Origin of the sequence: Fibrobacter sp. (assembly GCF_017551775.1) — a bacterium.
GTDB lineage: Bacteria > Fibrobacterota > Fibrobacteria > Fibrobacterales > Fibrobacteraceae > Fibrobacter.
In genome coordinates this window covers 1-14,407 of the sequence record NZ_JAFZKX010000039.1, presented here as the reverse complement: position 1 = coordinate 14,407, position 14,407 = coordinate 1, and the positions used below count along the sequence as shown (strand labels likewise).

At 50.4% G+C, this 14,407-nt stretch carries 8 protein-coding genes and 1 rRNA gene; 1 reads left to right on the top strand and 8 read right to left on the bottom strand.

The genetic code is table 11. From position 1 onward, the window contains the following. Positions 1-19: 19 nt before the first annotated feature. The 4 genes from glmM to IK012_RS04685 form a co-directional block, all read right to left on the bottom strand. On the bottom strand, positions 20-1,360 hold the full coding sequence (gene glmM / locus IK012_RS04700; RefSeq protein WP_290951208.1) for a phosphoglucosamine mutase: 1,341 nt from the start codon (positions 1,358-1,360) through the stop codon (positions 20-22). Between the two features lie 69 nt (positions 1,361-1,429). Further along, complete coding sequence (locus IK012_RS04695) at positions 1,430-1,765, bottom strand: cupin domain-containing protein (protein ID WP_290951205.1); 336 nt, start codon at positions 1,763-1,765, stop codon at positions 1,430-1,432. Positions 1,766-1,859: 94 nt separating this feature from the next. After that, on the bottom strand, positions 1,860-2,999 hold the full coding sequence (locus IK012_RS04690) for an alpha/beta hydrolase (RefSeq protein ID WP_290951202.1): 1,140 nt from the start codon (positions 2,997-2,999) through the stop codon (positions 1,860-1,862). Positions 3,000-3,018: 19 nt separating this feature from the next. Then, positions 3,019-5,010: a hypothetical protein gene (locus IK012_RS04685; RefSeq protein WP_290951199.1), complete on the bottom strand. Its 1,992-nt coding sequence runs from the start codon at positions 5,008-5,010 to the stop codon at positions 3,019-3,021. 99 nt (positions 5,011-5,109) lie between these two features. On the opposite strand from IK012_RS04685, the gene IK012_RS04680 reads away from it, so the two are divergent. Beyond that, the gene (locus IK012_RS04680; RefSeq protein ID WP_290951198.1) at positions 5,110-7,032 is read left to right on the top strand and encodes an ABC-F family ATP-binding cassette domain-containing protein; all 1,923 of its coding nucleotides are present in this window, start codon (positions 5,110-5,112) and stop codon (positions 7,030-7,032) included. Positions 7,033-7,198: 166 nt separating this feature from the next. Here IK012_RS04680 and IK012_RS04675 read toward each other — a convergent pair whose 3' ends face one another. The 4 genes from IK012_RS04675 to rrf all read right to left on the bottom strand — a co-directional run. Next, positions 7,199-7,333, bottom strand: a complete 135-nt coding sequence (locus IK012_RS04675) for a hypothetical protein (protein ID WP_290951195.1) — start codon at positions 7,331-7,333, stop codon at positions 7,199-7,201. 13 nt (positions 7,334-7,346) lie between these two features. Further along, on the bottom strand, positions 7,347-13,181 hold the full coding sequence (locus IK012_RS04670) for a hypothetical protein (protein WP_290951193.1): 5,835 nt from the start codon (positions 13,179-13,181) through the stop codon (positions 7,347-7,349). Positions 13,182-13,370: 189 nt separating this feature from the next. Next, on the bottom strand, positions 13,371-13,994 hold the full coding sequence (locus IK012_RS04665; RefSeq protein WP_290951190.1) for a hypothetical protein: 624 nt from the start codon (positions 13,992-13,994) through the stop codon (positions 13,371-13,373). Between the two features lie 315 nt (positions 13,995-14,309). Further along, a 5S ribosomal RNA gene (gene rrf, locus IK012_RS04660) occupies positions 14,310-14,407 on the bottom strand; the annotation flags it as partial.

Below are 14,407 nucleotides of genomic sequence, written 5' to 3'. Positions count from 1 at the left end.
TATGACGAACGAGCGGTCGCTATATGAGTTTTTCGACCTTGCTGCAAAGCTCTTCGGCCTCAGCAGCCGTCGGCGCTTCCGCAATCACGCGAATCACCGGCTCGGTATTGCTCGCGCGCACATGCACCCAGGACTTTTCACTGCCAAGCCAGAGGCCGTCGCGTTCGTCCATGGTCCAGCCGGCAAATTCCGCCTTCACCTTCGGGAGAATGTCCGCCACCTTCTTGTCGCCGAGTTCAAACTTCTTCTTCGGCATCACATAGGCAGGGTTTTCAGCCACGAACTTTTCGGGGCCGCCATCGTGATGAGCCATCCAGCTCAAGACAAGAGCCGCGGCCACAAGGCTATCGCGCCCGTAGTGAAGCGCCGGCAGAATCACGCCGCCGTTGCCTTCGCCACCGATAACGCAGCCGTTTTCGATCATCTGCAGGCTCACGTTGATTTCGCCCACCTTCGCACGACTGAAACCGCAACCGTACTTCGCGGCGACATCTTCGTTCATGCGGCTTGTAGAAAGGTTCACGCAGACGCTTCCCTTCTTCTGGGCAAGCACTTCGTCCGTCGCGATGGCAAGCGTATATTCCTCACCGATACTTTGTCCCAAACCGTCCACGAGGGCGCAGCGGTCGGCATCCGGGTCCACGGCAAATCCCACCGCACAGCCGTTCTTCTTTACGGCTTCACGCAGGTCGCCCAGGTTCTCCGGAATCGGTTCCGCACCGCGCGGGAACGTGCCATCGGGTTCGCAATGCACGCGCACCACTTCGCAGCCGAGCTGTTCCAACAGGCGCGGAACAATGTAGCTGCCCGCACCATTCACGGCATCCACGGCCACCTTGAAATGCTTCGCCTTGATGGCTTCCACGTCCACGAACGGAATCTTGAGCGTGCCGTCGATATGAATGCCGTCGGCATCCGGCGCGACTTCGTACTTGCCCATCGTGCGGTAATCTGGATAGGTGAAGTTGTCCGCATCGGCGAGCTCGAAAAGCTTCTTCACGTCATCGGGCCCGAGGAAGAGTCCCTTGTTGTTGAGGAACTTGAGCGCGTTCCATTCGAGCGGGTTATGGCTTGCGGTAATGATGATGCCAGCATCCGCCTTGAAATGCGTCGTGAGGAGTTCCACGGACGGCGTCGTCGAAAGGCCAACGTCCACCACGTCTACGCCGGAGAGGCGGCAGATGCCCGCGACAAACTGCACGATGGCATCGCCGGTGGGGCGGCTGTCGCGCCCGATAACAACGCGTTTCGCCTTCGTGATTTCGAGGAAGGCGCGCACATGGCTCTTGAGAACCTGCGGGGTGAGGGTGTCGCCGACAATTCCGCGAATGCCGGAAATAGAGCGCATCAACTTAGACATATCAATTCTCCGTTTTTCCGCCACGTCATTGCGAAAGAGCGCATCGACCGCGGCAATCTTAAACTTAATCTATCCGAGTTCCGGGACGCAGGCGTAGAACTCCAGCGGTTCCTCGTTCTCGTTAATCAAACTGTGGCTATGACCCTTCGGGCAAAAATGGCACTGGCCCGCTTCCACGTATTCCACGCCGTCGTCAAAGAGCACCTTGCCCTTGCCCGCAATGAAGAACATGATTTCGCTGTTGCTCTCGTGCTTGTGGTAACCGATGGAAGCGCCCTGTTCAAGAGTCCCGCGCATAATGCGGGTCGTACCGTCAAAGTACATCTTAGCCTTGTATTCCTTCTCGCCGCCCTTGAAATTCGGCAGCACGGTCGTTTCCATGCCTTTCAAATCAATAATCATCATAACCTCGTCTTTCAAAAAATGAAGGCGTCATGAAAAATAGCATTTTCTGGCGCAGGGCGCACGACAATACAAAAGCGACTTCAGGGCACGTGAATCAAAGCCTGCTGTCCAGGAATTGGAACATCTTCCTGTAGGCGTTGTCGCGGGCCGGCAAGTGCGAAAGGAACAGGTCGTGGAGGCCGCCCTCTATTTCTTCGAGCTGCACGCTCGGTCCAAGATTGCGGCCATATTCGCGGATATGCTCCACGTTCAGCACACCGTCGCAACGGGTATATTCCTCGCTCCAGTCGTCATCGATAAAACTGCAGCCGCTGTGCATCACCAGAACCGGAGGCGAAAGCCGCAAGCCGGCCTGCACGCGCACATGGCCCTGATGGATAGCATGGAGCCACCCGAAGTCAATCGCCAAACTACCGCGAACCTTCAGCTTCGAGTCGTATTCCCACTCGCCATAGTCGGCCTTCAAAAGACTCTTGTCGTAGTTCTCGTTCTTGCTGCGCGGAATTCCCAGATTCGGGAAAATCGCCCCCACCGCCGAAAGCACAGGAGCGCCAATACGGCGAATCGGCCACACGTAATTCATTTCCAAGAAGGGACTGTTCAATACGATAGCAGCAAAGCCAGCACCGTTTTCGCGGTCTGCCGCATAAAGGCATGCGATAAGCCCGCCGGTGCTATGCCCCAGCATCACAAGCGGCACGGAATCGCCTTCAACCTTGCGGACAAACGCAATCGCAGAATCGAGTTCGGCGTAGTACTCCTGAATATCGCGGAGCTCACCCATCGTTTCGCCTTCACGGTACGAACGTCCGTACTTGTGCAGGTCTATCGCATAGAAGGCATAGCCCGCGGAATCCATCTTTTCGGCAAGGTTCCGCTGGAAGAAATAGTCATTGAATCCGTGGATATACAAGACGGCCGCCTTGCGTACAAGCTTGTCTTTCAGGGCAGCAGAATCACTTTCCACAACAGCGCTGTCATTATTCAGGGAATCAAGCGAGCCGGCAAACGCCACACTGCCCGCCGCAGGGCCGCAATACCTCACAATCGTCGCATGATACTGCGCACTGTCACCCGCATCGAAGGGGTAGATTACAAAAGGCTTTCCGAGTAACGGATCCTCCTGTACGCTCCGTTCAACACCGCCGCACTTCAGCAACTCAGATGCGAGAGAAAACTGCACAAACGCAAATGAAACCAGAATAACGGCAACCAGCGCAACTTTATTTTTCATATCCATTCTCAATCATTTTTTATTTGAGCGCCATAAACCTAGAAATTTTTTCAGACAAACTGAATTTATGCTTGGCATTTTTTTCTTCGACAAATGTATAACTCGTCTGGCCGATGCCAAACTGCAGCGAAAACGCGAGGGTATGCCCGTCAAGGCCCTCGGTCTTTTTCGGAGAACTGTTCCAATAGTATTCCGCCTTGAACCGGACATCTTTCAGCATTGAACCATCTTTTATCCCGCGGTCGGAATCGAAAAAGATATACGTAACTGCTGCACCGACGCCGAAGTTCGGAGTAAAGATGCTCTTGACGGTAGAATCTTCCACAGAGTACCCCGCCAAGTTCATAATGCCGTACAATTCCAGGTCGCCATGCCTATGGATGATCGGCCTTATTCCGAGACTCACGAGGAAAGAGACATCACCCGTCAACGACCTGTCATACTCTTCGCCATCGTACATTATAGTCTCCTCGCCGTCAACCTGACCATATACGGTGAACCCGACACTGAGACACCCATACAGCAGGCAGCCCTGAATATTCATTTCACCGCCTACAGAAGCGGGGCCAATCACATCATGTATAGAGCCTTCATAGATATTCACCCTCGGGCCGAAATGTGTCCGGAAGCCCATGCGGTTGTCCGGAAGTTTTCCGACGGAACTGTAGAAAGGCTGCTGCGCCATATTTATCAAGCTTATCTTTTGTGGCGACGGACTTACCTTGTCAAAAAATTCATCCGTAAACACATACGGGTACGAACGGTACGCAATCAGGAGCTTTAGGGAATCGTTCACACGAATGTCCTCTAGCGGGTCGCGCAGAGACGCCCCCTTGCGGGCGGTCACCGTATCTGCCAGCGCCCCGGAATCCAGGAGTGAAATCCGCACGTACTCGCCATCGCTCAAGGGTTTTTCGCCATAATGCCTTTCCAGTTCCAAAGCCATGTTCAAAAATGTGCGCAACGAATCGTACTTGCCTTCAGCCAGGGCATGTGCTATACTGGAACGGACCGGAGTTTCAATGGGCGAAGGTTCAACATAATGCCGTTCCTGATAAGGCTTGAACGTTAACTTTTCCGGCGCAGCGTCCGCCAGTTCCTGCTCGGTTAATTTGTCTGAATAACTACGCATTGCAAGCGAAGCATTCCTGAATGCGTAGGGTTTAAGCCAGAACACCCGCGCCGAAGAATCCGGAATAGACGGGATTCCAAGTTCTACAAGGCGACTTGCTTCTGCGTCCAGGAAAAGCCCCTCACGTTCGACAAACGAAAAACGATAGACGGAATCCTTGGGCGGAGCGACCCATTTCCCAGAAGCTTTGTCAAAGATTTTAAGGACCTTGATTTCTACCTCGACATATCTCACAGGAGCATGACTTTTTATGTAGTGCCGGTAAAGTATAAGCCTCTCGTTTTCCGGCAAGACATCCGAATTTAGCATACTGTCCACAAATTCTTCGTTTGCACTCGATATAGAGACATCACACCATTCCGGTTCCAAGCGGAAGCCCCAATCATTTTTAAATGAAACAAGTTTTCCATAGATAAAACTTTCGCGAAGGGAAGTGTCCGGTGTCGCAGCTACGGAATCCGACGGCACCGCAGTTACTGAATCAGATGTCGCAACCGCCGGGAAGCGCGGGACGGGATTCTTCTCGTAGAGTTCCCTGTACTTGGCATAATGCTTGACGGCGCTCTTCACATTGCCCTTCCATATTTCGGTCAGGGCAAATCCCATGTATACGTGCGGGTTTAGCGAATCCAGCAGCCACGCCTTGTTGAAATCCTCCACCGCATAGCTATGAGCCCCTCGCCTGATTGTCTTGAAGCCTTCTTCGACATAGTAGCTTGCGCCATTATGCGACGAATCCGCCATGCGAGCGAATTTCAATTCGCGCTGGTAAATACTGTCGGCCTCTATTTCTTCCCATGCAATTTCATTGCGGCCGTATTCCGGAAGTTCCTTGATAGGAGGGCGGTAGGTACAGCCTCCCAAAACAAGAAGGCTCAAAATGCATAGAATTGCAGGCAAAAAGAAGCGCATAACTTGTCTTGAAATATACTTAATAGTAGCTTTGCTTTACCATCATTTTTTCTAAATTTACATTCCGTGATTCAGGTACAAAACGTCTCTAAATCTTTTGGCGAGCAGGTGCTGCTTGACGGTGCCAGCTTTTTGGTGGCAAGCCACGAACGCGTAGGGCTCGTAGGCCGCAACGGTTGCGGAAAATCGACACTTTTCAAGATGATCCTGGGTCAGGAATGCATCGACGGCGGATCCATCGACATTCCGAAGAACTATACCATCGGCTACCTGCAGCAGCACATCAACTTCACGCACGCGACCGTGCACGAAGAGGCATGCAGCGTACTCAAGCCCAATGAAGACGGCTGGCTCGAAGAGCACAAGGTGGAGGCCATCCTTTTCGGTCTCGGATTCGACGAAGAATCCATGCACAAGAGCCCGATGCTCCTCTCGGGCGGTTTCCAGATCCGCCTGAATCTCGCGAAAGTCTTGGCGAGCGAGCCCGACATGCTGTTGCTCGACGAACCGACGAACTACCTCGACATCGTATCCATGCGCTGGCTCAGCCGCTTTTTACGCGCATGGAAGGGCGAAGTGCTGCTGATTACGCACGACCACCACTTTATGGACGAAGTCTGCACGCATACGGTCGGCATTCACCGCCACAAGATGCGCAAGGTGAAGGGGACCGTCGAAAAGCTCCGCGAGACCATCGCCGAAGAAGAAGAAGTGGCGATGCGCACGCAAGAAAACGAGCAGCGCAAAAAGGAACAGCTCGAACGCGTCATCGAACGCTTCCGTTACAAGGCCGCGAAGGCCGCCATGGTGCAGTCCAAAATCAAGGCGGCGGCAAAGCTTGCGACCGGCGAGCGCCTCACGCACGAAAGGAACCTGGATTTCAGCTTTACCGAAGCGGGTTTCCCCGGCAAGAGAATGCTCCAGATCAAGGGGCTGCATTTCGCGTATCCCAACCGTAACGATGACGGCACTGCGCAGGGAATGGGCCCGGAGCTCATCTCCGACCTCACGATGGAAGTATTCAAGGGCGACCGCATCGCAATCATAGGCCCGAACGGCCGCGGTAAAACGACGCTCCTGAACTTGATCGCCAAGGAGCTGCAGCCGACCGAAGGCGAAATCACCTACAATCCGAATTTGCAGATAAACTATTTCGGGCAGACGAATATCAACCGCCTGAACCTCGACAACACCGTCGAAGAAGAAATCGCATCGGCCATTGCGGAAGTCTCGCAAAAGAGCCGTGCCCGCGGACTTGCCGGCCTCATGATGTTCAGCGGCGATGCCGCGCTCAAGAAGATAAAGGTCCTCTCGGGTGGCGAAAGGAGCCGCGTGCTCCTCGGAAAAATTCTCGCAAGCCCCTGCAACATGCTTTTGCTTGACGAACCGACGAACCACCTGGACATGGAAAGCATCGAGAGCCTTATCGACGCGCTCGAAGACTACGAAGGTACCGCCCTCGTGGTGACCCACGATGAAGAACTGCTCCATGCGTTCGCGACGAGGCTCGTGGTATTTGACGGCGGAAGCTGCCGCATTTTCGAAGGCACGTATGCGGACTTCCTCGAGAAGGTGGGTTGGGCATCCGAAAAGAAACCCGGCGGCGCAAATTCCGCGAACATCAAGGTTTCGAACATCGACGTGGAAGGCGACGCCTCCAAATCCGCGAACGCCGCCGCAACAAACGCCTCGCCTCGCGCCTCCATGGACCGCAAGGCCCGTGCCGACTACATCGCCGAACGCTCCAAGGTCATCAAGCCTCTCGAAAAGAAGCTCGCAAAGATCGAAGAAGACATCGCGAAAGCGGAGGCCCTCGGCGGCGAGCTCGAAGCCAAACTCGTAACCGCATCGGAAAGTGGCGACGGCAACGCCATCACCGCCATCGCAAAAGAAATGGACGACAACAAGAAACTCGTTGACGAACTTTACGATGCATGGGAAAAAACGAGCGCCGAACTCGAAGCCGCGAAGGATAAATATCCGATTTAGACCGTTCGTTCGTCGTCTCTGGTATTGAAACCTCCGGTTTCTCACTCACTCTCGCAAACACGCCTCGTTAAGACGAGGCGCTTTTTGCTCACAGTAATCCAAAGATTTCTTATACAAGAAGCGCTCCGTTTTCACGGAGCGCTTTTCTTCTGCAAGCCAGAGCCTGCTAGCCAAACTCGCCACCCCATTCTTCAGGGTCGCTCGGATCGCTATCCTGCAACAGGCACGCGCCCAAATTAAGACGAATCTCTTCCATTTCTGGAACTACATATTCTTTTTTCTGTTTCACTTCGATTTCCATTTTCAATCCTCCCTTACTTTACAATCTTCTTTTTACCGTAGTACATGCCGCGTACAGTCGGCTTCCCGTTCAGTTTACGGCCCTTGAGGTCGTAATTACGTTCCATCGTGAATTCGCCCGTACGGGTATTTATGCGCCCGATGACTGTCGTATGTTCTTCACCATCATCCGACGGACGGTCGACAATTACTACTTCCATTTGGTCAGGAATAGATGCATCTACGGCAGCAGGCTTTGCAGCCGAACCCAAGCCCCTTGCGTACGACGCAGGATTCCTGATGATATAAGCACGCAAGGCTGTAATCCACGCACCCGGAGCAGCCTTCACGAACTTGCCTACGAGGCCATCGTCACCGCTTCCCGCAGCAAAGCCGTAGACCTTGCCAAGATCCTCATGACCATCGTACCACTCCATCTTACCCAAGGTTCCCCGGAATTCCCATTCTCCAATCTTGGTAACGGGTTCCACAGTCGGCTGCAGCGTTACAGCGCCATGGAATACAAGTGAGGAGCCAGACATCTGGATTACATAGGGCGTATTCGCCTGTAGTTCACCATTCACGCGGTACATTACAACCTCTTTCTTGCCTGTTTCCGGATTGATTCCAATACCTCCAAACTCAGCGACATCCGCCAAGCCCTCAATCTTATCGCGAGAGATATTGAAGGGCAGCACAATCGTGGAGTAGCCGGTCTGATTGCTGAACGTACGGTTCAGCACGACTGTATCGACCGGAATCTCAACCGGGATTTCAATTTCGTCATAATCATCATAGTTGCCGTCAATTGTCGCCACCATGTGACCATTTTCATCTTCATTGACGTTGACAGCCGCATAGTGAGTAGACTTCACCAGCGTCGCTGTTATGTCAAGCCCGGAATAAGACCCTACGCACAACTTGTCATCGCACGGAGTAAATCTCAACTGCAGATATCTACCTGTGATAGTTCCAATATCCGTTGTCAACCCTTCTCCAGCACTCATGACATTATATTCAGAAGTTTCACCATACATATTATCAGCGGCATAAATCTGGAGGGAGCCACTCTGCGATGTTGTCATCGTTCCCGACAGCCTTATGGCAAACCCTTCTGGAGGGAACAAAACAATCGAACTCCCAGTATACGTAGAATAATTACCATCTACGCCGCCATCATCATATATCTTAAACGACTTAACATTTTTCGGAATAGTCGCATCAACTTCATTCCATCCACTCGGCATATCGATAAACAGCCCATCTTCTGCGGTAAGCGCATCGCTAAATACCGGGGTAATCGTCACATCTGCAGCCGGCATCGTGAAATAGACATCATTAGAACGATACCAAGCAGTCTTAATTGAGGAGATAATACTAGGATTGTCGGCAAGGAGCCTTTCTATCACATGATTATTATCTGGAGTTATCGACAATCCCACCCGTTCGCCCGCAAACGCTGTTTCCTTATTGCTTGACACCGTACCACCGGTAGCACTAGCAATCGCCACTGTATACGATGTAGCAACACCACCGACTGTTACTGTCAAATCCAGATCTTGACAGCGATCATAAGAAATCGTCACTGTACCACTCGTACTCTGATATTGACCTATATCTGTAGATGTATAGCCGCTATATTGCCGAACCGGCATGGGAGCAAATTCACCATCCGATATCTTTTCACCTATTTGCAGCCAAGAATCCTCTGCTATCGTTCCTTCAACCAGGAAATTACTCCCATTTGAGGAAGAAAGTTCAATTGAGTTGGTACTCGATTCTTTACCACTGCAGAGGCCCTCATCAATATCAGCTGCATAAAGCTTGAACGAAGTCACCCCTTCAGGAACAGTAAACGTCTTCGACGCTCCTCCAGAAGGCAGTCTCAGATAAAGCCCACCCGCCGCAGTCAAATCGTTCGTAAAGTTCGGTGTAACCGTAACACTTGCATTCGGCATAGTAAATGTCGCTGTATTGTCGGCATCCCATGTGGTTTCCGACACTTTTATTGTGTTGTGTTCAGCATCTTCAACATTGACTCCGGCAAGCAAATAGCCCGTTTCTGAATGAGTCGTCAACGTCACCGTTTCACCAGGATAGGCCGTCGCCTTGTCAATAGAAGCCATTCCGCCTGTATACTCACCCAAAGCAACTTCGTGTGCCTCAGCCGCAACAAGCGTCACGACCAACCGCATATCTGCCGGATTTCCATTTCCCATCATCATAGTCCGGCAAGAAAAATCTAGCGTCATCACGTTCCCAGAACTCGTCACAGTTGCGACATTCTTCGTCCCGCCCATAAATTCAGACGAGACCGTTGTAATTACAGAGGCGGAAGAATCCCCATCATGAATAGACAAACTCGCTATTCCCATATAACGACCGGTTATTGAGCCCAAAGCCTGCAAAGTATACCCAATGGGCGCCCTCAATACGAGATGTCCATTCGCGTTCAAAGCACTGCTCGCATTTATTCCACCATCATCATATACCAAGAACGAGGATACGCCTTCAGGAATATCTACAGTCATATTCCCCGATGCAGGCATATTGACATACAGCACAGATGAAGTCCAATTATCCGTAAAGACGGCCTCCGCGTTAACATTCGAATAAGGCATCATGAATGTCGCGGTATTCGATGTCGCCCATGTACCGCCAGTTACCTTCTTAGAATTTCCATTCGCATCCGTAACGCGAATTTCCTTTAGCAAATATCCCTCTTTTGGGACAGCATTCAATGTAACCGTTTCGCCTGTCGCTGCACTTGTCTTATCCGAAGTCAATGTTCCCTTTGAACTGTTCTGGGCAAGTGTTATTGTATGTTCCGTAGAAGCATCGACAAGTTCTACAGTCAAATCCAAGCCATCAAACGGGCTTCCGCTACTACCTGTATAGAACATCAATGTCATCAGACGGCCCGAACTATAATAAGTTCCAACATCTTTCCCGTATCCGCTCAAACCATTCAACAGAATGTCTCCGGAACGATCCCCGTCAATAATACGCAGATAATCATTCTCCGACCCCGTGGACACAGAACCCGTTATCCGGAAAATAAATCCCTCAGGAGCATTCATCACTATATAGTTGGATCCGGAAGACTTGGTATATTCAAAATCCGGACCGCCATCATCGTAAACCTTGAACGAGGTTACGTTGGCAGGAATATTCGCCATAATTGTGTTTCCATCAGTAGGCATATTGATAGAAAGGTTACTTAGGTCATCCGTAAATGTAGGCGTGACTGTAACATGATAGGCCGGCATCTTGAAATAAGCCGCACCTTCAGAATACCATAGGCCATTGTCAACTTTCACCACATTCCCGACAGAATCAACGACATCAATGGAAGCGAGCAAAAAGCCCTCATCAGGTGTCGCCGTCAAATTCACATACTCTCCCAGCATAGCGGAGCTAACTTCACTTTGGACACTTCCACCCTGTATGCCTGTAGCAATATTAATAGCATGCGCCTTTGTCGCATCGACAAGAGTCACCTTCATGTCTAGGGTAAATTCTTCCTCCTGTGCTTCAACACGCATCGTTAGATTGTCGCTATAACTAGAAACCGACGACGATACATTACCGCACCAGTATCCCCAAATACAATTATCTCCATAATCACTATAATCAAGAATCTGGAAATACTCCGCTGACACGTCGTCCTCTAGATCCTCAACCCGGAAGACATACCCTTCCGGAGCATACAGGGTCAAATAAGTAGAGGAATAATCGGCATATTCTTCGTACTTGACCCTAAACGAGCGCACTCCTTCGGGCACATAAACATATTGTTTATAAGCATTAGAAAGCATATCTACTTTTAATCCGCCCTCTGCCGTAAGGTCATTCGTGAACACGGGAGTCACAGTCACATTCTCGCGCGGCATTTTAAAGTAGGCCATATCATTGTCAGAGTACCATTCCCCACCATTAACCTTAATAAGCTGTTGATCTTCCGTTCCCTTGACTTCCAGTCCACTCAACAGGAATCCTTTATTCGGTGTAATCGACAAGGCAATTTCATCGCCCACTTTGGCTGAAGAAACATTGCTGGTTACAGTCCCTCCAGGAGCGCTATTCACTGTCACTGCGTACTCCGTATTCATGTCAACAACAGTTACGGTCAAATCAAGACCTGAATAAACAACACTTCCATCCGATTCGAACCGAATCATCAAGCCGCCCAACGTGCTGACCACCGGATCTATATCCTGTTCTCCACCAGTTGTTCCAAAAAGCGTTTCATAACCATATTCGCCATCTAGGATTGTAATTTCATCGCACCCTTCGGTCTTCATCGTTCCCGAAATCATCAGCTGCATTCCTTCCGGCGCAACAAGAGAAAGAGTCCCATTTGCATTGTCGCTATATTTCCCGTTCTTGCCGCCATCATCATACACCTTGAACGACGTCACGCCCGCAGGAATTGTAATATGCTCCTCTCCTGAAACAGGCATATTAATAAAGGAGCCTCCTTCAGCCGTAACTGCGTCTACGAATACGGCTGTCACCTGAACCTCTTGGAAAGGCATCACAAATGTCGCCGTATTTCCAGAATACCAGTTTCCTCCTGTCACTTCTACCGGTGTTCCATCAGCACCGATAACCGAAACATTACTTAACAGTTTGTTTTCACTCGGAGCCAGAGTCAATGTTACCGTTTCCCCCATAGCTGCCGACGACTTGTCGCTGCTGACGGTTCCCCCTTCAACACTATTCAGCGTAATCTCATGAGGAACAGTCTTATCCACAAGAGTCACTGTCAAGTCAAGGCCCGCTTCTACAGGGCAATTATCTGAACTGAATCTAATTGTCATCACATTTTCCGTGCTGACAGCAGGCCCAACGTCCGTTTTCAAACCCGTTTTTTCATCTAAAATCTGGTAATTCGCACTAATGCCATCATAAACTGTAACATAACCGCATCCTTCGCTAGAATTCACAGTACCCGACAAAGCCAAAGAATACCCCGTCGGAGCGAAAAGCTCAAGATATCCATCAGCATTATAGTCATGGTTTCCGTCCTTACCGCCATTGTCATACACCTTGAACGATGTCACGCCCGCAGGAATTGTGATAGACGTTGTTCCCGATGCCGGCATATTGATAAAGTCCCCATCAGCCGCAGAAATGCTCCCCACAAACTCTGGCGTTACAGTAACATTGCTGCCAGGCATGATGAACTTCGCCGTATTAGTACCAGAATACCAATTGATTTTCGAAGTTTTCACAACGTTCCCGTTTTCATCAACAACGGAAACCCCCTTTATCACATTGTTCCCGCTCGGGGTCAGCGTCAAGGTTATTTCTTCGCCAAAAGCAGCTTCCGTTTTGTTGCTAGTAACAGTCCCTCCCGTAGCGGTATTCAATGTTACCGTGTGTGAAGCCGAAACATCGCCCACAGAAACATTCAATTCAAGCCCTGAATGCGTTACACTTCCATCCGACATGAATAGCAACGCAATAGTAGCATCAGCGATGATCTGTGTTTCAATTTCAAAACCTTCTCCTCTTCCATTCAAAAGACGTTCATCATTATTAATATCGCCTTTATAAATGGCTAAGGCATCACAGCACGATTCTGTATTCAACGTTCCAGAAACAGCAAAAGATAACCCTTCTGGCGCAATCAAAACCAGAAGCCCGTCTACATTATTACTATAGTTTCCATTCTCCCCACCATCATCATACACGGTGAAAGACGTCACGCCCGAGGGGATAACGAGTGTATCCGTCCCGGAGGTCGGCATATTGATGTACTGGCCATCATCGCTCGCTTGCAGCGTTACCTGACCGGCGTTTGCTATCGCAGTGAACATGGCGATAAGCACAAACACGAAAAACACATGAAAACTCTTTTTCATGGAAGCCGTCCTTTTTGACGTTGTTATAAAAATGTCACTTCAAACTTACAGAAATAACATTATAATGTCAAGCATGTTCGTGTACAGAAAAAGCCTGCATTTCGAATAAATGCAGATTTTGCCATTTAGTAAACAGATTTTTACATTTTAAGGAAAGCGGGCGTCGCAAGTGATAAATGCGGTTTTCAGTTAAAACCCGAGCTGCATAAAAAGCCCGCCGCCAGGTTCCTGCAGGTTTATCGCCGGCGCAATGCTGAGTTTGTACCGTTCCTTGTACCGCTCCGCCTTTTCTTTGTAACGTTTGCCAAGTTCTTTTTGCCTAGATGCATTTGAAATCGCGGACGAGCCCAACCAAAATTCAAATGGACTTACAATCAAAAAGCCAATCCCTATCGTACGCCCCGCTATAGCCGTTCCTAGGTGGTCATAGTCAACAAAGAAAGTCAAGACCGTTCCAAGTGTAGCAAGAGCCACACCTGCCCCAATAACCTTCCACCCATCAATGGACTGCTTCGACGAGTATTCTGCACAACTGTTCGCCCACCCCTCATAAATGGCAACACTGTCCGAGCTAGGAGCACTTCCATAAAGAATCGAGAGGAGGGAATCCTGCGGAAGATCCTTGTCGAGCACGGAATCCTGCTTTATCCAGTCGGTGCGGCAACCATGCCTGACTGCTATATATGACTTTTCACTGGAAACACGTGTCACAAATACAGTGTCGGTATACGCAGTTCCATAAGAAACTGGAACGGCAAAGGACAACGCAGAAAAAAGAAGTACGAACAAAAGAAAATGTTTTAAGCTAGTCATTGCTTAAAAAATAAAGCACGCAAACGACTAGCGCAATAGCATTCATCGGCTATCTCTGCATTCCATCCAGAGAGGGTATGAATTGCTGACCCTGACCAATGTCATGCTGAAGACGCTCAGCATCGTCAGGGTGACATTCAGGGTATAAAAAAAGCCCCCACGAGTTTTACTTCAAGGGGCTGTGAGCGACAAGCGACTCGTACTGACGAGTCGTGGAGGCGATAGCGAGCGCCTGCCGGAGCATTCATGCCGGGACGCGGCGCGAGCGGTATAAAAAAGAAGGGCCCCTCGAGCGTTAGCTCAAGGGGCCCGTGAATCCAGCGGCGCCCTACTCTCCCGGGCCCGGGGGCCAGGTACCATCGGCGAAGGGAGGCTTGACTTCCGTGTTCGGAATGGGAACGGGTATGACCCTC

Coding starts and splice junctions, on each gene's coding strand:
- glmM (WP_290951208.1), bottom strand. CDS start 1,360: ATGTCTAAGTTGATGCGCTCTATTTCCGGCATTCGCGGAATTGTCGGC.
- IK012_RS04695 (WP_290951205.1), bottom strand. CDS start 1,765: ATGATGATTATTGATTTGAAAGGCATGGAAACGACCGTGCTGCCGAAT.
- IK012_RS04690 (WP_290951202.1), bottom strand. CDS start 2,999: ATGAAAAATAAAGTTGCGCTGGTTGCCGTTATTCTGGTTTCATTTGCG.
- IK012_RS04675 (WP_290951195.1), bottom strand. CDS start 7,333: ATGGAAATCGAAGTGAAACAGAAAAAAGAATATGTAGTTCCAGAAATG.
- IK012_RS04670 (WP_290951193.1), bottom strand. CDS start 13,181: ATGAAAAAGAGTTTTCATGTGTTTTTCGTGTTTGTGCTTATCGCCATG.
- IK012_RS04665 (WP_290951190.1), bottom strand. CDS start 13,994: ATGACTAGCTTAAAACATTTTCTTTTGTTCGTACTTCTTTTTTCTGCG.